Annotated in this window: 19 protein-coding genes; all 19 read right to left on the bottom strand. The window is 47.5% G+C overall.

Going from position 1 to position 19,868, the window contains the following annotated elements; genetic code table 11:
- Positions 1-28: 28 nt before the first annotated feature.
- Complete coding sequence (locus AC1BI1_RS04605) at positions 29-1,324, bottom strand: dihydrolipoamide acetyltransferase family protein (protein ID WP_476716100.1); 1,296 nt, start codon at positions 1,322-1,324, stop codon at positions 29-31.
- Between the two features lie 10 nt (positions 1,325-1,334).
- Complete coding sequence (locus AC1BI1_RS04600; protein ID WP_476716099.1) at positions 1,335-2,315, bottom strand: alpha-ketoacid dehydrogenase subunit beta; 981 nt, start codon at positions 2,313-2,315, stop codon at positions 1,335-1,337.
- A 21-nt stretch (positions 2,316-2,336) separates the two neighbouring features.
- On the bottom strand, positions 2,337-3,305 hold the full coding sequence (locus tag AC1BI1_RS04595) for a thiamine pyrophosphate-dependent dehydrogenase E1 component subunit alpha (protein WP_476716098.1): 969 nt from the start codon (positions 3,303-3,305) through the stop codon (positions 2,337-2,339).
- Between the two features lie 13 nt (positions 3,306-3,318).
- Entirely contained in the window at positions 3,319-4,572 is a 1,254-nt protein-coding gene (gene larAH6, locus AC1BI1_RS04590; RefSeq protein WP_476716097.1) for a nickel-dependent malate racemase, LarAH6 family, read from the bottom strand.
- Between the two features lie 5 nt (positions 4,573-4,577).
- Entirely contained in the window at positions 4,578-5,840 is a 1,263-nt protein-coding gene (locus AC1BI1_RS04585) for a phosphoglycerate kinase (protein WP_476716096.1), read from the bottom strand.
- Positions 5,841-5,853: 13 nt separating this feature from the next.
- Positions 5,854-6,873: a type II glyceraldehyde-3-phosphate dehydrogenase gene (locus AC1BI1_RS04580; RefSeq protein WP_476716095.1), complete on the bottom strand. Its 1,020-nt coding sequence runs from the start codon at positions 6,871-6,873 to the stop codon at positions 5,854-5,856.
- 46 nt (positions 6,874-6,919) lie between these two features.
- Positions 6,920-7,162 carry a MoaD/ThiS family protein gene (locus AC1BI1_RS04575; RefSeq protein WP_476716094.1) on the bottom strand — a complete coding sequence of 81 codons (243 nt, stop codon included), beginning with the start codon at positions 7,160-7,162 and terminating at the stop codon, positions 6,920-6,922.
- Positions 7,163-7,199: 37 nt separating this feature from the next.
- Positions 7,200-7,922 (bottom strand): cyclase family protein, encoded by a 723-nt coding sequence (locus AC1BI1_RS04570; protein ID WP_476716093.1) that lies wholly within the window; start codon positions 7,920-7,922, stop codon positions 7,200-7,202.
- A 38-nt stretch (positions 7,923-7,960) separates the two neighbouring features.
- Positions 7,961-8,740 (bottom strand): SDR family NAD(P)-dependent oxidoreductase, encoded by a 780-nt coding sequence (locus AC1BI1_RS04565; RefSeq protein ID WP_476716092.1) that lies wholly within the window; start codon positions 8,738-8,740, stop codon positions 7,961-7,963.
- The gene (locus AC1BI1_RS04560; protein WP_476716091.1) at positions 8,741-9,643 is read right to left on the bottom strand and encodes a hypothetical protein; all 903 of its coding nucleotides are present in this window, start codon (positions 9,641-9,643) and stop codon (positions 8,741-8,743) included. It lies immediately after the preceding gene.
- A 17-nt stretch (positions 9,644-9,660) separates the two neighbouring features.
- On the bottom strand, positions 9,661-10,035 hold the full coding sequence (locus AC1BI1_RS04555) for a 4Fe-4S dicluster domain-containing protein (protein WP_476716090.1): 375 nt from the start codon (positions 10,033-10,035) through the stop codon (positions 9,661-9,663).
- Between the two features lie 19 nt (positions 10,036-10,054).
- Positions 10,055-11,935: an aldehyde ferredoxin oxidoreductase family protein gene (locus AC1BI1_RS04550; protein ID WP_476716089.1), complete on the bottom strand. Its 1,881-nt coding sequence runs from the start codon at positions 11,933-11,935 to the stop codon at positions 10,055-10,057.
- A gap of 72 nt (positions 11,936-12,007) precedes the next feature.
- Positions 12,008-12,955 carry a PEP/pyruvate-binding domain-containing protein gene (locus AC1BI1_RS04545; RefSeq protein WP_476716088.1) on the bottom strand — a complete coding sequence of 316 codons (948 nt, stop codon included), beginning with the start codon at positions 12,953-12,955 and terminating at the stop codon, positions 12,008-12,010.
- A 62-nt stretch (positions 12,956-13,017) separates the two neighbouring features.
- Positions 13,018-14,691 carry a PEP-utilizing enzyme gene (locus AC1BI1_RS04540; protein ID WP_476716087.1) on the bottom strand — a complete coding sequence of 558 codons (1,674 nt, stop codon included), beginning with the start codon at positions 14,689-14,691 and terminating at the stop codon, positions 13,018-13,020.
- A gap of 213 nt (positions 14,692-14,904) precedes the next feature.
- On the bottom strand, positions 14,905-15,576 hold the full coding sequence (locus AC1BI1_RS04535; RefSeq protein WP_476716086.1) for a GntR family transcriptional regulator: 672 nt from the start codon (positions 15,574-15,576) through the stop codon (positions 14,905-14,907).
- Positions 15,577-15,796: 220 nt separating this feature from the next.
- Positions 15,797-16,531, bottom strand: a complete 735-nt coding sequence (locus AC1BI1_RS04530; protein ID WP_476716085.1) for a metallophosphoesterase family protein — start codon at positions 16,529-16,531, stop codon at positions 15,797-15,799.
- Positions 16,528-17,763: a Tm-1-like ATP-binding domain-containing protein gene (locus AC1BI1_RS04525; RefSeq protein ID WP_476716084.1), complete on the bottom strand. Its 1,236-nt coding sequence runs from the start codon at positions 17,761-17,763 to the stop codon at positions 16,528-16,530. The genes AC1BI1_RS04530 and AC1BI1_RS04525 overlap by 4 nt, the downstream gene beginning before the upstream one ends.
- A 40-nt stretch (positions 17,764-17,803) precedes the next feature.
- On the bottom strand, positions 17,804-18,739 hold the full coding sequence (locus AC1BI1_RS04520) for a C40 family peptidase (RefSeq protein ID WP_476716083.1): 936 nt from the start codon (positions 18,737-18,739) through the stop codon (positions 17,804-17,806).
- Between the two features lie 25 nt (positions 18,740-18,764).
- Positions 18,765-19,847: a 6-phosphofructokinase gene (locus AC1BI1_RS04515; protein ID WP_476716082.1), complete on the bottom strand. Its 1,083-nt coding sequence runs from the start codon at positions 19,845-19,847 to the stop codon at positions 18,765-18,767.
- Positions 19,848-19,868 lie beyond the last annotated feature (21 nt).

Raw genomic sequence — 19,868 nt, 5'->3', positions numbered from 1 at the left:
AAATGGCCTCCCGATTATTCCCAGGTTTTTAGAGAAGCAGCAAGTGCGGATCTTCAACTCGCTCCTTTATCTTTTGGAGGAAGCGCGCCCCCTGGGCACCATCGACAATTCGGTGGTCAAAGGTCAAGGTAAGGGAAAAGAAGGGTACAGCTCTGACCTCCCCGTTCACTAGTTCAAGTTTTTCCCTCAGACGCCCCACAGCCAGGATGGCTGCCTCGGGAGGGTTGATAAGGGCTACAAATTCATCCACGTCATACATGCCCAGATTGGACACTGTAAAAGTGCCTCCACTAAGCTCTTCCAAACTAAGGTTCCCCTCACGGGCTTTTCTTACCAAATCAGTTCGCTCTTTGGCAATTTCCAGGAGAGTTTTGCGCGCCGCATCCTTTATTACCGGTACCACCAGTCCCTCCGCCAGAGCTATAGCTATACCCACGTTAATTTCATCAAGATAAACAATACCCTCCTGAGTGTAGCGCGAGTTAACGTAAGGGCACTCCCGTAAAGCTAAGGCACTGGCCTTGACTAGAAAATCAGTAAAAGTTAACTTGGTTTCCCCATTTTCACCTTTCATTTTCTCGTTGAGTATCTCTCTCCACCTAATTAATGCTTCCGCCTTCGCTTCAACCTTCAGCCAAAATTGAGGTATATCATGACTGCTTTGACTCATCCTCTGGGCAATAATCCGTCGCATATTCGTTAGAGGCACAATTCTTCCTTTAGGAGATGAAAACGTGGATACTGTTTCAGCAGTTGGTGGGGTAGGAGTGCCGGCTTTATCCAAAGCTCTCTCTAAAGACTGTGATGGTTGTCTTTCTTTTAGGCTGTCTAAATAGGCTAATACATCTCGTTTAACGATACTGCCTCCAGGGCCTGTGCCTTTTAAATCGGCTAAAGCCTTAAAGGAAATCCCTTTTTCCTTAGCCATGCGCTTGGCCAAAGGCGAAATCTTTAGGCGCGTCGGGTAAGGTTCCGTCTCTCCCGGCAAATCATATTTCTGAGCACCGCGTTCTGCCAACTTTGGCCCTTCCGTCGGTTTATCCTTTTCCTTCTCCTCTCCCTCCAACAGCTGGGATATGTCCTCCTCGGGTTCGCCGATGATGGCTACGGTCTGTGTTACTTGGGCAGGGGTGCCCGCCGGAACCATTATCTTTCTTAATACCCCGCTAGCGGTGGATTCTATATCCATAGTAACTTTATCAGTTTCTATGCAAAATAACTTATCGCCTTTGGCTACCCTTTCGCCTTCTTTCTTATACCATTCCACAATAACACCCTCAGTAGTGGTTAAACCTACTTGCGGCATTACAACTTTACTAGCCATAATTATCGACCTAACCTCCCAGTACCAAGTCCCGTACAGCTTTCACAATTTGCTCCACACTGGGAATTGCTATATCCTCCAGAGGTGGGCTGAAAGGAACAGGAACATCTAAACCTGCTAGGCGGATAATGGGGGCATCCAAATCGAAGAAAGCATTCTCCATAACTTGCATAGCTATTTCTCCACCGAAACCACCAAAGCCACAAGCTTCATGCACAATTACCAACCGGTTGGTTTTTCTTACCGAGTTACAAATAGTATCTACATCTAGGGGCCGCAGAGTCCTGGGGTCGACAACTTCAATACTAATACCCTCTTTCTCAAGTATTTCGGCTGCGGCAAGTGCACGCATGACCATTATAGAAGTAGCTACTACTGTGCAGTCTTTACCCTCTCGTTTAATATCCGCCTTGCCTAAGGGTATGAGATATTCCTCTTCGGGAACCTCTCCTTTTTCATTGTAAAGTCCTTTATGTTCGATAAAAATTACCGGATTATTATCCCTAATAGCACTCTTAAGTAAGCCCTTGGCATCATAGGGAGAAGCGGGCATGACCACTTTTAAACCCGGCACATGAGCGAACCAGGCCTCTAAACTCTGGGAATGCTGAGCAGCAGCCCTTCTCCCGGTACCGGCAACCGTTCTTATAACAAGGGGAACCTTAATACGCCCACCCGACATGTAGTGCCACTTGGCGGCCTGGTTTACAATTTGGTCCATGGCAATAGTGGTAAAATCTATAAACATAATTTCAGCTATGGGGCGCATACCCGTCATGGCAGCTCCGGTAGCCACCCCTGCTATTGCAATTTCTGATATAGGTGTATCCCTCACTCTTTCTTCACCAAATTCTTCCATAAGGCCAGCAGTCACTCCAAAGATACCGCCATATACACCGACATCTTCCCCCATTATGAAGACCCGCTCATCCCGGATCATTTCCTCGCGAATAGCTTCTCTCAGAGCATCTCTGTATGTTTTGAGGGGCATAATACTCCTCCTTTCTCTAATTTAATCGCTATATACATCGCTTGTAATTTCCTCCAAGGGAGGAAAGGGGCTGGCGTTGGCGAACTCTACTGCCGCTTCCACGGCTTTTCGCACTTGGGCTTTAATCTCATCTAGTTGTGAACGACTAATTCCACTTTCTAAAAGTCTGGACTCCAACCGCAATATCGGGCATCGCTGTTCCCATTCCTTTATCTCCTCAGTAGGACGGTAACGAATTCCTCTATTAGGGTCACCTTCATGGTGTCCCCGCCACCGGTAAGTTTTGCATTCGATCAAGGTAGGACCTTGCCCCTTACGCGCTCGCTCTACTGCTTCGCAGGTTACTTTATACACTTCTTCTACATCGTTACCGTCAACAACAACTCCGGGCATGCCGTAGGCAGAGGCTCGTACAGCGATATCTTTGATAGCCTGGTGGCGGTGCTGGGCTACAGATATCCCATATTGATTGTTCTCACACACGTAGATAACCGGCAAGCGCCAGAGGGTAGCCAGGTTTAAGGATTCATGGAAGGAGCCCTGATTAGAAGCACCGTCACCGAAAAAGCAGGCTACCACCTGACCGGATCGGCGCATTACTGCCGAAAGGGCTGCTCCAGTAGCTAAAGGTATACCTCCACCTACTATACCATTGGCACCCACAATACCCAACTCTATATCGCTAATGTGCATGGACCCGCCCTTGCCACGGCAATAACCTGTAGCCTTTCCAAACATCTCAGCCATCATTTTGTTGAGGTCTCCGCCCTTGGCTATACAGTGGCCGTGACCCCTATGGGTACTGGTTATCAAATCCTGTTTATCCAGGGCCTCACATACCCCTACCGCTACGGCCTCTTCCCCTATATAAAGGTGGGCCAGTCCAGGCATCAGGCCCTGGGCATAGACCTCCACTATCTTTTCTTCGAAATATCGAATTTCTAGCATTTTGCGGTACATCCTTAACCGCAATTCCTGGGTTATTTCCATAACCACCATCCCTTTAACGTTTTAGAGTAGGCAGCAAAGAGCCCGCCTGAGGAATAACAAGGACTTGGGCATCAGAACCTATTAGGCTGAAAGCAACATGGTAGGCCTCGGTCAGTTCACTGTAAGGCTCTAAAAAAGCTTTCCTAACTTCCCCTGGGTCCATGCCCGATACTAAAAATATTCTTATTCTCTCGCGAGCCATGGCTATAGCAGCAGCTTTGTGTCCTCCCAGTTCGAAGTGGGTCTTTACACGTTCAATTAAGTCCTGGGGATGCCGGGCTTCCCTCACCCAGCGAGCAAAAGCAACGTCTCCAAAACCCTCGGCACATTCAGCCACCAAAATCAATATGCCCCCGCTTTTGACTGCTCTTTTGGCATTATCTAAAGCTTTCTGGGCCTGGTAAAGATTAATATCCTTAGGATATCCGCCGGCTGAGGCAACCACTATATCTGCCGGTTGAGAGATTTCCACCCGATAAATAGTATCTAACAACTTAACCGCCTCTCGGTGGGCCATAACCGGGTGGCCGGCATACGCGCCCACAATTTGTTTCTTTTCGTCTAGCACTACATTGAGAATAAAATCTACGGGCAGAAATTGAGCCGCTTCTTCAATATCCTGGCGTACAGGATTCTCTTGAAGCTCTCCTGCCTCGGCTCCGGGCATTACCATTAAACTGTGATTGGCCTGAATACTGTTACGGGAGGCACACCCCGGCATAATGGCTTTGAACCCGCCGCTATAACCGGCAAAGTAGTGGTATTCCACATTGCCCAAAAGAATCCGCCGATCAGCCTCTACCACCGGACGAAATATCTCTACTGGAGTACCCCTACTAGTCCGCCCTAAATAAACTACATCTTGCGAATCCGCATCTAGGCAACGGTAATCCCTATAAATTTCTTCGCCCACCAGGGCAACCATTTCCCTCTCCGTATGCCGACGGTGGTTGCCGATAGCGAAAACTATGGTTATATCCTCCTGGCCAACTCCAGCCCTAGCCAGTTCTGCAAGAATTTTAGGTAATACTTTCTTGGTGGGAAAAGGACGAGTTACGTCGCTGGTAACTATGACCACCTTTTCTCCAGGGCGAACCAGCTTCCCCAAGGGAGGACTTCCTATAGGATTTTCCAGAGCTTGTTCTATAGAAGCTTCAGTATCCAGGGCAAAGGGTTTCGGTTGTAATACACCTAAAAGGTTTTGTTCCTCAATGGCTAGTTCCTTATATTGGTTCTTACCGTAAGCTAAGCGCACGGTATAAGACACCTTATTCAACTCCTGTCAGACTTAAATCTCTGAGCCGCCTTTCTAAGGGCTTTAATCACCGGCAGTTCCTCACCTGTTAAGAAGCGAACCAGAGCGCCGCCTCCGGTAGAAACATAAGAAAACTTGTCTAGGACACCAAATTTATTGGCCGCCGTAAGACTGTCCCCGCCCCCGATAACGCTAAAAGCCGAGGAATTGGCAACTCCCTGCCAAATTTCTCTAGTACCATAGCTGGAGGCTTCGTTTTCAAAGACGCCCAAGGGGCCGTTGATAAATATGGTCTGGGCATTATTTATTTTCTCCAGATATCGTTCTACCGTTCGGTGCCCGATATCTACTATCAGACCATCTACCGGCAAACGACTTACTGTTATCTCCTTCCTTGTTCCTTCTTCTACCCAGGCCAAGTCTTCAGGGAGATGGATCTTGTCCCCATATTTTTCTAAAAGTTCCTTTGCCACTTCAATGTACTCGGCTAGATTTCGCTTATAAATTAATTCCTTCGACTGCTCTCCCAAGTTCACTCCTGCCGCCAGGAACATTATGTTGGCCACCAATCCACCGGTTAAAATTCCATCAGCTACGCCATCTTTAAGAACTGAGCCCATCATAAGAAAGGCATCCTCGATTTTAGCCCCACCTAAGATAAACAAACAAGGCCGGGCGGGATTTTCTCTCAACCTGCTCAAGGCAGAAAGCTCTGCTTCAAAAAGCCGGCCCATAGCCGAAGGCAAAACCTCTTCCATCCCCACCAGAGTGGGCTGGGATCGGTGGGCAGCAGCAAAAGCATCGCAAACATAAACATCCGCCAGCGGGGCCAGCTTTTGTACTACCACGGTCCTGCTTTGCTCCTCAGGAGTCAATTTTAGGCGGGTTTCGAAAAGGGTAAGTTCTTCGGCCATATAACGCACGTTGTCTAGTACCAGGATATCTCCCGGCTTCAGCTCTTTAATCTTCTGCCTGGCAGCCGGTCCACAAACATCATCGATAAACTGAATAGGCCGTCCAAGAAGTTCGCTCATTACTTGTGCATGAGGGGCCGTGGAGCCATAATTCTGGTATTCTAGGTCTCCACCCTGGTGGGCCAAAATCACCACCTTGGCCCCTTTATCCGCTAGCTCTTTAATGGTAGGTAGACAACCTTCAATCCGAGTAATGTCCCTCAAACCGGACTTGTCCGGTTTGAGGGGGGAATTAATATCTACCCGACAAAGCACTGTTTTATTATAGAAATCAAAGTCGTCCAGAGTATAAATGCCATGTTTCATTTTCTGGCCACCTCTATTTTAACCCCAGGTATTTATTGGTCATGGCCACGGCCTCATCGCGGGTCTCTTGCATCTCCATGCAGGCGCGAATACCGTCTATGGTTTCCGGTGTAACTACAGCCTCCTGGGGCACATTGATGGTGAAGAAAATATCTTTCCCACTGAACGCTATTGTCTCTTCGAAAACAGCGATCTCATACATATCTCCTCGCGGATTGCCTAGATCACGAGCATAACGGAAGAGAGCGGCATTGGAATTAAAACCATCGGCTATTCTTACCACTCTAATGCGTGGATGCGCATTAAAGGCTGCCAGCGCCTCTTCCTTAGTAATACTCTTTTTAGGCGTGGCGAGAATGCTTATTATATGGCCATGGGTAGTAGGTACATGTACCAGCAGTCCAGTGGCTTCCACATGGGGCATTATGAGCATCAGGTCTTTAGCCTGATGATTGGGCACAGGTTCCACGAGCGCCAGGTCCACCACGCCCCGATGGGTATCACCTGGGTCGGCAGAACGACGTATTATCGTTATGACCACTCTTTCTATGCCTACTGCTCTGTCCAAGCAGTCTACTGCGCGGATAAGCCCAGTCGTGTTACAAGAAGTCAGCTTTAGAAATCTTTTGCCCAATCCTTTTTCGTAATTGGCATATCCATGAAAGAAGACCTCAGCCACATCGTTCTTTTCGCCGCCCTGAAAGATCGCTTTAACACCTTTCTTTTCATAGATCTCCTTATTTTTGCGGCCCACGCCAGCGCTGGTTGCATCAAGCACCACATCTACCTGGTCGAGCAAATCGTCCAAGGTTCCGCTAACCGGTATACCTGCCGCTTGCAACTGAGGAATATTTTCTGGAATAGCTGCATATAACTTGTAAGGCATGCCCCTCTCAGCCAGAGCCCTCAAGGCCAGAGTTGGCGCTACATCAGCTATACCTACCAGTTCCATGTCTCCCTGGCGAGCCACACCATCGGCCAAACGTTGACCTATAACGCCATAACCCACCACGCCAACCCGCACTTTAGACATTAGCTTTCCCTCCCTAAATACTAAATTGATACTTTAAAAGAGGCGTCTAGCCACCAGCCAGAGGAAGATAAAGTTCGACTTCGTCACCATGTTCCAGTAACGTAGATAAATCCGCTTGTTTGCCGTTGATAAGGACCAGACCGATTTCCCCTTGGGCCAGGCCTAAGACCTGTAAAAGGCCGGCTACGGTCGTACCCTCAGGTATTTCTAGACGTTCTAAGTCTTTGCTGGCCAGTTGGCTGAAAAAGCGTTCTATATGTGCTGGAAAACGTACTTTGACGACCATCATCGTTAACCAACCTCTTATAAATTCTGAGCATGGCGCTTTAATCTTCCAGGATGGCAACTGCTCGCACTGGCGCCCCGGTCATCCCTCTCCATTTAACCGGAAAAACTGCTACTTTAAACCCGTAAGGGACGGGTATGGCGTCCAGATTGGCCAGGTTTTCCAAATGATAATATTCTCGCTCCATCATCACCCGGTGAGCCTCCCAGAACTTCTTGATCTCAAACATGGTCTTTACTGGCGGGTCAAAAGTAGGGGCATCAATACCCATAACTTTTATACCGCGATCTATTAACCAGAGCGTTGCTTCTGCTGACATTCCACAGTGCTCGGTGAGATATCTTTCCGTATTGTTGTATCGCGAAGCTCCTGTCTTAATCAACACAATGTCTAAGGGTTTAATTTCATAATCAATTTTCTTTAAAGCCTTTTCTATATCCTCAACGGTAATAACATAACCTGCCGGTTTATCCGCAAAATCTAAAACCACCCCATCGCCATAGCAATATTCCAAAGGGATACCTTCCGCACCGGGAGCATCTTTTCGCATATGACGTAAAGAATCAATGTGGGTTCCAACGTGATCCCCTAAGACCACTATACAGTGGGCTGTTAAGTGGGTCACACCATACTCCGCTGCCCCTATATTGCGGGCATAATCCTCGTGGCTTTCTAGCTGAACCATGATAGGACGAGCTACGCGGGGAAAAACAATCATGTCGTTAGATACTTCCATGCTTAGATCGATAATTCTGCGGGCCATAGCTGTATATTCCTCCTTGAATTTGAATTTTCATCAACCTATTGCGTGCACGTTACTCCGCCATCAACGTAAAGAATCTGCCCTGTAATAAAATCAGAGGCCCGAGAGGCGAAGAAAATAGCTGCCCCCACTAAATCACCTGGCATACCGATCCGCCGGAGCGGGATCCGATTGACTAGGCGATTATACGTCTCTGGATCTGCCAGCATATTGGACACCAAGGGAGTTTCAATAAAGGTCGGCGCGATAGCGTTTACGTTTATGTTATACTTGGCCCATTCGGCTGCTAAACACTTAGTATAAAGGTTGAGCCCTCCTTTGCTAGCACAGTATGCTGTGTAATTTTCAGGAAACCCGAGCTTGCCCCGCACAGAGGAGATGTTGATTATCTTACCCCGTCGCTGGCGAATCATTAGACGCCCTGCTTCCCGACACGTAAGAAACACACCCTTAAGATTGGTATCCACCACTTTATCCCAATTCTCTTCACTATACTCTTCCGCTTTCTGCCAAACATTGGTACCGGCTGCATTGACCAAAATGTCCAGCTGGCCATACATGTTGTCAATAGTATCCATCAGATTTCTCAAATCGCCTGCATTTAATATGTCAGCCTTAAGAGATGTACATCTACGACCCGTCGCGGCAATGGCCTTTACCACCTCTTCCCCTGCTTCCGGTCGCCGACTGGCAATAATTACATCCGCACCGTACTGGGCCAAGGCCAAGGCAATATCTCGCCCTATGCCACCCGTACCCCCTACCACCAAGGCTACCCGGCCACTAAGGTCAAACAGGTCACGGTAATTCTTGTCCATCTAAGTCCTTACCTCCATCTGGTCCAAGATCTTATCTAATTGGTCAATTACTACTTGGGGGTTCTGCCCCCTTATATAGTAATAAGGCCTTTGACAGAACTTCTTAATAAAGTTGGCCCGTTCTCTTCTTAATTCCGGAGTGTCTAACAGAGGCATGGGCAGTCCCGGTGCCAATAGGATATGCATGCCCAAGTAATCGCACAGGCAATGAAAAGTCTGATATTGCTTCTCATAATCGGACATTTCGCCGCACTTCGGGCTGTAATTGCCGTCTATATCCGGCAACACCACCAAATCTATACCTGTAGGTAAATCATAGATTTCGAATTCTGGTGTTGTACTAAAAAACTTGGCGACCCCTTCATCCTGGTCGGGTTTATCTATTCTTTCCGTACCTTTACTCCGCTGCCTCAGGAAGACATTTTTGGAGCCCATGATAACCTGGCCTTCCGCGTTTACTACAATAGTTTCGGTGGAAATAATTTTCCCTCCGCGGCGACATGCTTCAATTTGGGACATGGTTTTTCCCGAGTTGCTTTCACCGGTTATAAAAGCAATGCTTTTGTCCCGGTATCTAACGGCCGAAGCATGAAAAAGATAAAGACCGGCTTCAAACATCTTTTTGGCTAGCAGGGAGACTATAATGCGCTGTATCTCTCCCTCGTACCATTTGCCAAAAATGGTGACACGTCCTTCATGGTATGTTATTTCCTTTTCATCTTTGTCCGGGTACCAAACCATATCCGGCTCGGGCAAGGTATACTCCAAATACCTCCGCACCCCGGCCAGGCGATAATTGAGAAATTCTTCACTTTGTAATACACGCCCCACCCTTTCCTGGCTAACTACATCTACGCGTAAACGCACGTTGGCAGCGGCCAATTCTTCAATATGGTGGTACATCGGTTAATAACTCCCCCTCACAGCGATAATGCCTTAGGAGAACAATACTGTACACAAGCACCACAGCTATTACACATAAAAGGTATTTCCGACCCCGGCATCATAAAAATAGCTTCCTCCGGGCAACTATCTACACAGGTCAGGCAACCCGTGCAGAGGCTAGCATCAATCTTTACCCTGCCGGCCTCCATAGATATCGCTTCCGCCGGACAAACTTCCATACATCTTCCACACCCAGAACAAATACGCGCTGTATACCTCCCTGGCTTATTGCTTTCCTTAATCCGTATGCCGGACTTTTTAGGATTAACTTCTTGAAAGTTAGTAAAGGAACAGATCAACTCGCAGGTCCGGCAGCCTGAACAAACTTCCTGTCGAAAGGTCAAAGCCATTTAACTCACCTCTGTTTTTTTACAATAAACCTCTTTGTTCCAGGTCTCGAGCAATTTCATCCATGTCTAACTGCTGCAATACTTGTTTTGTGGGTACCCCCCTGTTCAAATCCCATCCCATGGCAAGGTAGAAACCTTCTTTTAAGGCAGGGAAACGGTCATGGACCTGGCCTTTCTTGGGGCCATCAGGCAGGGGCTCGGTCAAAAACCGTTTCGGCAGTTCATCGTCCGCAGGCGTAAGACCATAGCGCACATTTATAGCCCTTTCAAGCTGAGCCACACGTGTAGCAACCTCTAATAGATAATCACCATTGGCAGAAATTCCCGTAGCAGCCTCAAAGGCCTTGGGAACCAACTCCAAAGCTTTTTTAAAAGTTACCTCCGCATTTTCTGCATAAAAGGTGTAGGGGAATTTGCAAATACCCATCATATCGGGTATACAGACAACGTTTTGCCAAAAGGCCAGCCTTTTAGCTGCCTCGTTATCATCTTCTATCCTCTCTAGTTCGTAGGCTCCATGAGCTGATATACGCAAATGATCTGCACCACGACTGGCCACAGCATAGCGGAAGTTATATACTTGAAGTGCCCGGGGATCAAAGGTGGGGGGATCCATCCCTTTAACTGTAATAGCGCATTCTTCAGCGGCAGGTCCCAGCTGCTTGGCCATCTCCCGGATACCCTCGGCCAATAAGTTACCTATGCCCTCCCGGAAAGCGATCCTCTTGACTAACTCTACGACAGCTCCACCATTCCCCCATGTTAACTCCAGGCCGCCTGTATCTCGGGCGGTGAGTATACCTTTTTCATAGAGCTCCATAGCGTATGCTATGACTCCACCTGTACTGCCAGAATCTAACCCGTATAAATTGGCGAGATGATTAGCCTTAATAATAGAGGCCAAATCAGGGTTGCAGCATTTGCTCCCAAAAGAAACTATAGTGTAGTATTCTGGACCACCTACTGCAGTGCCCGCATAAGGGCCCTCGGTTATGACGCAGTAGCGGTCACACCTGCAAGGGCAGTTATAGCATGCGGTGGCATTAACTAGAAAGCGCGCATTGAGAGCATCTCCGTTGATCAGGCTGGCCTGCTCAAAGTACCCTTTTTGCCAATTCTTTGTTGCCAGACCTCCTAACGAATTGTGGAGATCGACCAGGCTTGTCGTTCCATACTGAGGTAAGGCTTCACCACTGACTTTATCCGTGGTTATGGTCTCAAAGAGGGCATCCGCCCATTTCTTAAAATTCTTAGGGTCAGCCAGCGGAATGCTTTTGCTCCCGCGGACAGCAACAGCTTTCAAGTTCTTGGAACCCATAACGGCGCCCATACCTGTCCTCGCTGCCAGGTGATCACGATTGACCACTATACCAGCAAAACGGACTAAACGTTCTCCTGCTGGCCCAATAGTAGCTACCTGGAGGTTTTCCTCACCCAACTCTTTCCTAATAGCCATTTCCGTTGCTGCTGTGTCCAGGCCCCACAAGGCATCCGCCGACCGTATCTCAACCACATCATCGTTAATCCATAGGTACACCGGCCACTTGGCCTTGCCTTTGACAATCAAAACATCATAACCGGCCATTTTTAGTTCCGGTGCAAAGTGGCCACCGCCGTTACCGTCGCCCAAAATATAGGTTAAAGGAGAGCGAGCTCCTACTGTAAATCGCCCGCTGGCAGGGGCCAGGGTACCGGTCAGGGGACCGGTAGCAAAAATCAATACGTTGTCTTCGCTGAAGGGATCCGTTAGGGGGTCTATTAACTTGAAATGCAGGTAAGAAGTAAACCCGCGCCCCCCAATATACGTTTCGGCCATTTTTTTGTCTAAAGGAACTTTCTCCACCGTGCCTGTTGTAAGATTGACCAATAAAACTTGCCCCGTATATCCACCCTGAAGCATGCAATATTCCCTCCACCAAAAGTAATGCTTCCTCGTCCCTGGCGCCAAAAACATTTCTCAACTCCAAAACAATTAAAGCGTTGTGATAGGTCGGCTTTGGAGCAAATAGATGCGGCCTCCCTCCGTAGCCCATTCCACGTCTTGCGGGAAACCGAAAAAGTTTTCAACCCGTTTCCCCAGTTCTACAAGGCCCTTAAGTTCTTCCCCATCCAAAACTTGCGCCTCCGCTATCTCCGGCGTAACCTCCACTTCTCGCACACCCCCGGCCACTGGGTCTGGCACCATCATGACCTCTTTAAAAGCTACAAATTTAGAAACTAGATTTAAACTTTCCCGGTCAACCACGTAATTATCTGGAGTTATCATCCCAGAAACTATGCCCTCACCCTGTCCCCACACCGCTTCAATAACAATTTCTTGTCTGTTCTTAGTGATAGGGTTTACCGTAAACATTACCCCTGATTTTTCGGAGTTGACCATTTTTTGGATAACTACAGCAATTACTGCTTGCTCCTCGGGTATACCCTTGCTGCGCCTGTAGAATATTGCCCTAGGATTATATAAAGAGGCCCAACATTCTTTTAACTTGTCTATCACATTAGAAACACCGCTCACGAACAAATAAGTTGCATGTTGACCGGCGAAACTGGCCTCTTTAGCGTCTTCTATTGTGGCACTGGAACGAACTGCTACTAATTCTTCTCCTGAACCCAGTTTCTTGTAAGCTTCCTCCACAGCTTCACAGATTTCCCTGGGAACCGGATTTTCTTTTATTGACTCCCGTATGTTCGTAGACACTTCGGTTAAGGCCGTATTATTATAGGGATCTAAGTTGGACACTTTCTCTTTTACCGGTGTAATTAATCCCGACACATTCATGAAGTGACGAAAGGCACTAGCTTTAACTACGAAGCCCGGGGGTACAGGCAACCCATGAGCTGCCATTTTGCTTAGACTGGCACCTTTACCGCCCAGTTCCTCAACACCATAAAAGTTTTCTCCGAACCAGCATATCCACATAATCCTTGCACCCCACTTTCGGCCTGAGCGGGGTTGGTATCCAACCCCGCCCCTTGCAGTGCTTAGCTCAAGATCTCTACTACGCCGGTATTACCGTTTACTCTTATGCGATTCCCACTTTTTATTTTCCGCGTAGCATTGGAAGTGCCCACTACTGCAGGAATACCAAACTCACGAGACACAACAGCAGGATGGGAAAGCACTCCTCCTGCATCAGTTACCAAACCTGCAATTTTAGTAAACACCACTACCCATGCCGGGTTAGTCATCTTGCACACCAGGATATCTCCAGGTTGGACTTGGTCAAATTCCTCCGGTGAGACCACATATCGAGCTGTTCCTTCCACTACTCCCGGAGAAGCCGGCAAGCCTCTTACGACGTCTACTACCTCCTCAGCTTTGGCAGCCGCCTTTTCGAATTTCTCGGGGAAACCCCATAGGGTCTTGTACGGCTCTTCATAAAGCGACCATCTGGTTACCGTTCCTACCCAGTCCGGCGGGCGAACTTTAAAAGCCTCCTCCCTTTCTTGGCGGCGCTTACGCACAAGCTCTTTAACATCAAATAGAGAAGGATTAATCGCAATCTGCCTCAATTCCTCATACCTGAGAAAGATAGTATCGTCCGGGTTTTCCAGTATTCCCGCCTTGACCAGGGCCTTCCCAATATTGATCAAAACTAACCGCATACGTGCATAAGTACCCTGGTCAATATAAAAGTGGTGATCTGGAGTGAGAGGTGCCATCCTTAAGGCCAGGTCAAGGGCTTTTTGCAGCTTAGCCTTTCCTTCTTCATCTTTGACCCGGGAAAACATTTCGGCTATAGCCTCGTCCCGCTCTTTAAGGCACTTCTCATAGGCTTCATGGAAATTGTAATCGGTGTCCAGGTAGGTCTTAAGCATTTCAATTATAGGAGTGGGATCTTCGATCCAAGTGGGATAAATGTATTCGTGAGTGTAAATGGCCTTGTATCCGTATTCCTTCTGATAAGAAGCCAATTCGTTAAGGAATTCCTTCCCTTCTTCTGTTTTTTCCAATTCGCGGAGAATTTCGGAAGGCTTGTCCAGAGTAAAACAATTACGTAAAGAAGGCTTAGCCTTTATATTTTCTTTTAACTTCCACAGCTCCCGTAGAGAATCCCAATTCCTGTCTTCCACGGATACTAAGATTTTCCCTATATTGTCGGGGTCCTCTTCGCCCAAAACCTCTTTGTAAACGGCTCTAAATTGAAGAAATGCCTGGAACTGGGCTAAATTTAAAATCCAATGTATTTTAAAATGACGTTCTTGGATGTCCAAAGCATCTTCGAGCAATATTAAAAGTTCAGGAATACTTGCCTTATCATAAGGATAATTATCTAAATACTGGAGGTTATTCAATATTTCTGGTAAATAGCGCTCATGCCACCAGTCTAAAAACTTTTCGGCATAAATTGGCATTACCGCATTGTAATAAGGAGCTAGCCTTTGCGCCTCTTCAGGATCGCGCGGCACTATTGCGGTATAAACATAGTTATTTATAACTTTCCCAATCCATGTTTTTCCAAAAGGAGCCCCAAATCGTCGATACATATAAGCGCATGTATCTCCCCACCAGCCCCCTATATCCGCGTACATAGGGGAGATGGGATTAGGACAATGTAAATCGTCATAGAACCAGTGTAGCTGCTTCTCTTCCTCACTAGCCCATTCTATGGGAAACTTTTCGTCGCCAAAAAAAGTCCCCAGCACTTCACTCATCCTCTTCACCTCCATAAATTCTTTACTAATAGTTAAATTAACTGAAGTAGATAAACTACAAAAGTTTCATTAAAACACATATTTGATGAAGAAGAAAAAGTTATTGAAACTCCTTTTAACCCCCCCCCCCCCCCCTGACAGATAATCATTTCAATGTTTTTAACGATTCTTTTTAACGATTTTCTCTCTCCCCTCCTTCTTCGTTACCTATATCTATTCTGAAAGTGTATTTAATACTTCTTCAGCGAGTTCGCTTATATGAAGTTTTGCTAAACTTTCAGCTTGCTCAGGATCTCGATTGGCTATACTATCCAACAGGGGTTTATGTCTTTCTGCAAGCTCCCTTAAACTCCTCTTCGAAATGTTAGTAGTAACCACAGTAAAATTCCCCATATGAACTGTACTCCATAGTTTATAGAGTAATTCATTACCAGCAGCTTTAAAAATAGCTTCATGAAAAGCAATATCTTTCTCAACGTACAGTGAATGATCATTATTTTCTGCAGCGGTTACCATGTCATCTATAAGGTGCTCCATCTCTTTTATCTCTTGGCTGCTAATACGCCTTGCTGCCTCACGGGCTGCTGCTGCTTCCAAAATTCCTCGTACTTCGTAAGCTTCTTTCAGGCTTTTACGCGTCAGCTTTTTTACATAGGTTCCCTGATAAGGGATGGTTTCCACAAGCCCCATCTGTTCCAGTTCGCGTATAGCCTCCCGGACAGGTGCTTGGCTTACGCCCAATTCTTTAGCTATGCGGGTCTCAATTATTCGCTGGCCTGGCTGGAGAATACCAGTTATAATGCAATTTAATAAAAACTTCTTAATATCTTCCCTTAAAACGCGTCGCTCAATTGTAGGCCCTTTTAAATTCAAATATTGGTACATAAGTGTTATTACGCCCTTTCCTCATGCAGCATGTGTATATTGATAGCATTAAAGATTATCGATTATCTATTATTATTTTAATTGATACTTCTTTATACGTCAATGCCTAGTAATAAAAAAACATTAAATACTTTTTTACCAACCTACATCTTTTTCTAAGTAGCTTTCCACTTCTTGCTGCAAAGCGTATAGAACTAAAGTATGTCCCCATATACTTAACCTACTGGATCTGGAAGCCCTGCAAGTTGCCATAAGCAATCCACCGCGCCGTGGCTTCTCCTAGTCCTGCCTCCAAAACCTCTTGAGCAGCTGTATGCCAATCATAAGTTACCTTTACAAAATCAACAGTTACAAAAGAGGTGAGTGTAACCAAAGCATAGACAGCATAGGGATCTCCATGCTTGGGTTTACCTGTACTGCCGACGTTAACTATACCCTTTCCTCCATACCATTCCTGATAGTATATGTGGGTATGCCCGCACAATAAGAGATGGAAGTTCTGATCCTCTAAGCTTCTTAGAAGTTCCTGTTTAGGTGCTCCTTTATGTAAATAACGATTCGGATCGCCGATACTACCGTGTACAGCGATGAGGCGGTAATCTTTATACTCGATTATAATCTTATCTGGCAAACTACTAAGGTACTCCTTTTCTTTATTATTTAATTTGGAATTAGTAAAGTTCAGTGATAACCTAAGCAAGTTTTTTTCTTCTGGGTTGCATATGGGCCAAGAATCGAGATAAGCAGGATCAAAAGCCAGACGATCATGGTTTCCAAGGACACACTCGATTCCTTCTTTACGAACAATGTCAATGACTTCCTTAGGACGGGGTGAAAAACCCACAAGATCTCCGAGGCAAAGGATCATATCCACCCCTCTCTTTTCACAATCAGCAAGTACAGCCTGGAGAGAACGGGGATTAGCGTGTACATCGGAAAACACCGCGAGCTTCATAACCTCTCACGCCTTCCCTCTAACAATTGCAAAAGTTCCTCTGCTATCACTCGTGCTACTACGGGATCATTAATGTTCTCCTTCCTTCGAATAACTTTTACCTTGGAATTTAGTGCTGCCAACAAACCCTCAATAAGGGCCTGGTCTTCATCAGGGCCATAAAAAGGCTGACCGGGGGCATCTAGTGAAGAGAACCCTCCTTCCGGTACAACTAGCGTTATTGGTGCACAAGCCCTATTTAGCTTTTCAGCCAAAATCTTCGCCACCTTTTTGTTTTCTTCCACATTGGTACGCATTAAGGTGACTGAGGGATTATGGGAATATAAAAGGCGGTTGCGGTACTGCGGAGGCAAGGCTTCCGGGGGAGTAAATATCGACATGTCCAGGCCTCCCAAAGAGACTACTCGAGGTGTCCCCTTTTCGCTCGAAGCCTCCATTCTCCCCGACCCAGTTGCAAAAGTGCCACCACACACTTCGTTGATTATTTCTGTAGTAGTAATATCCATAACTGCTGCTATCTCACCCTGCTTAATGAGCTCTTCCATCGCCTGTCCTCCGGCACCATTGGCATGGAAGATCAATACCTCATAACCTTTACTTTCCAGAATTTTCTTGGCTTCCATGACACAAGGAGTAGTTACTCCCAACATGGTCGCGCCTATTACCACCTTTTTGTCTGTTATATTCTCTTTTTCTGCTTCTCTCATTCCATAGATCATGCCACATAGACTCAAGGCTGCGTTATAAAGTATTTTCCTTGAAATAGTATTTAGACCAGCAATATCCACAATACTGTTAATCATAATGATATCCTTAAATCCCACATAGGGCCTGGTGTTTCCGGAAGCCATGGTGGAAACCATAATCTTAGGTACACCTATAGGTAAAACTTGCATGGCCCCAGCGGCTATACTTGTGCCTCCAGAACCGCCAAGCCCCATTACTCCGCCAATTCTACCTTCCTTATGCAATCTCTCCAGGACTCTGGCGCATCCACATTTCATAACTGCGACTGCATAACCTCTGTCGTTACGTTCTATGAGATCCTCCAAGTTTGTCCCTGCCGCATTAGCCACTTCATATCTCGATATGTCAGGCTCAAAATAGGGTTGACCCTTAATACCGGTGTCGATCACTAGAGTAGAAATGTGTTTCGATTCTATAATATTCTTAACATATAAAGCTTCTTCCCCTTTTGTATCCAACGTAGCTATAATTATGGCTAGTTCCACTCCTGCACCCTCCTCCAAACATAATCTTTACATTTACAAGCTAAGGCAAATACCGCCGAGCGCCCAGGTAGCCTCGGGCAAAGAGGGGCTCCTCCAGCCGGCTCACAACCACTCCCTGCCGAGAACGAGCATTGATAAACTGGCCATCACCGCTATATATGCCTACATGGGTGGGAACCGTACCGGACCCTTCAGTGTTAAAAAAGACCAGGTCCCCCGGGCGTAAATCTGTCCTTTCCACCTTGCGCCCCACCTGGAATTGCTGGTCAGCATCCCGTGGTAGCTTTATCCCATTTAAAAAGTAAGAGACATAAGAGAGCCCTGAGCAATCCACCCCATAAATACTTACACCGCCCCAGAGATAAGGTGCCCCCAGCAACTTTTCCGCCACTTTAACCACGTCAAGGCCGCCCCGCTGGCCTGCAGGCTTTCCTTGAGGCCAGATCTCCACATCCTTTTCCGCTAGCCAGGCCGTTCTGTGGCCGGGAAGCCAGACTTCTACCCAACCCGGTTTCTGACTTATTAGGGGCAGATCGGTGCCCAGCACCGCTTCCCCTATTCCGGGGGCCGTGGTACTCGGCTCCCGGTAAAGCTGGGCTAAGGGAACAGCCACAACCGCCAGCTCCCTTCCTCCCGGGGGTATATCGTCTATGACTTCGCTCGCTTTAAGCCACCCGATATATCCATCCGGTACCTGGCCCCGCAGCCACTGCCCTTTTCCTCCTGATAATACTTTAACTTCATCGCCCAGGAGGGCCTGGGTAACTAGTTCCGCCTCGGCACTAGCTTCAGCGCGAACGTCGGCGACCGCCACCTGCACATAATAGCCTTTGGCCTGAGGAACAGGCCGGTGCTCCCCCGGGTTTTCTATAAGTAAGGGCGGCAACCTTAGCGCTTTATCATATCCAAAAAAGTAACCTCCCGCTAAGGCGACCGCCACCAATAAGATCAATAAACTTAAAGGCCGACGTGCCAAGATTGCTTATCACCTCGAACATTTTTCAATCGCCAAAGCTTATGCCGATAGCCCTGGCGGTATGTATCAAGGGATGGTCCGGGGGAACTGTCCGGGGTTTGCCGGCTACTTCTTCCAGAGGAACATGGGAGATTTCGCTGCCCCGCAGGCACACCATTACCCCGTGGAGGCCCTGGATGGCCAGCTCCGCTGCTGCCACACCAAAACGCGTGGCCAGGACGCGGTCGTAGGAAGAAGGAGAACCTCCCCTCTGGATGTGGCCCAAAACTGTGACTCGCGTTTCAATGCCGCTATTCTCTTCAATAAGCCGGCCTATCAGTTGACCTATACCCCCCAGCCGCACCTTTTCCACGCTATCTTCCACCCGACGCTGGACTACCAATTCTCCCGTGGGAGATTTAACTCCTTCGGCCACCACCACAATACTGAAGGGTTTTCCTTCACCTTGACGGGCCAAAATTTTTTTCAGCACGCCTTCTAGAGTCCAGGGGATCTCGGGAATGAGGATTACATCAGCCCCGCCGGCCAGGCCGCTATAGAGGGCAATCCAGCCGGCATAACGTCCCATAAGCTCCAGCACCATGACCCGGTGGTGGGATTCCGCTGTGGTATGTAGTTTGTCCAGAGCCTCCGTAGCCGTGCGCACCGCTGTATCGAAGCCGAAGGTCTGATCGGTAGCGGCCAAGTCATTGTCAATGGTTTTTGGAATGCCAATGATCCGGACCCCTTTGGCCTTGAAGTCGCGGGCCGCAGCCAGGGTACCGTCTCCGCCGATAACGAGCAAGACCTCAATGTTGAGCTTTTCCAAAAGCTTTATTGCCTGGTCGGACCTATCCTGGTAAGTTATTTTATCCCCCACCTTCACGGGAAAGTGAAAGGGATCATTGCGGTTACTGGTCCCTAGAACGGTCCCGCCCCGGTGTAACAAGCCCGATATGGCCGGAGGGTCCAGCTGGACATAACGCTCTTCCACCAGGCCCGTATAACCGTCGAGGAAACCAATGAGTTCATAGCCATGGGCATAAGCTGTTTTAGCCACTGCCCTTATAACAGCATTTAACCCCGGGCAATCTCCACCACCAGTTAGAATACCCAAACGTTTAACCAAGAAAAACACTCCTTTGCTAAA

This window comes from Thermanaeromonas sp. DSM 22490, from assembly GCF_056378755.1.
The sequence above is the reverse complement of the archived record's forward strand: the minus strand, read 5'-3'. Positions and strand labels throughout refer to the sequence as shown.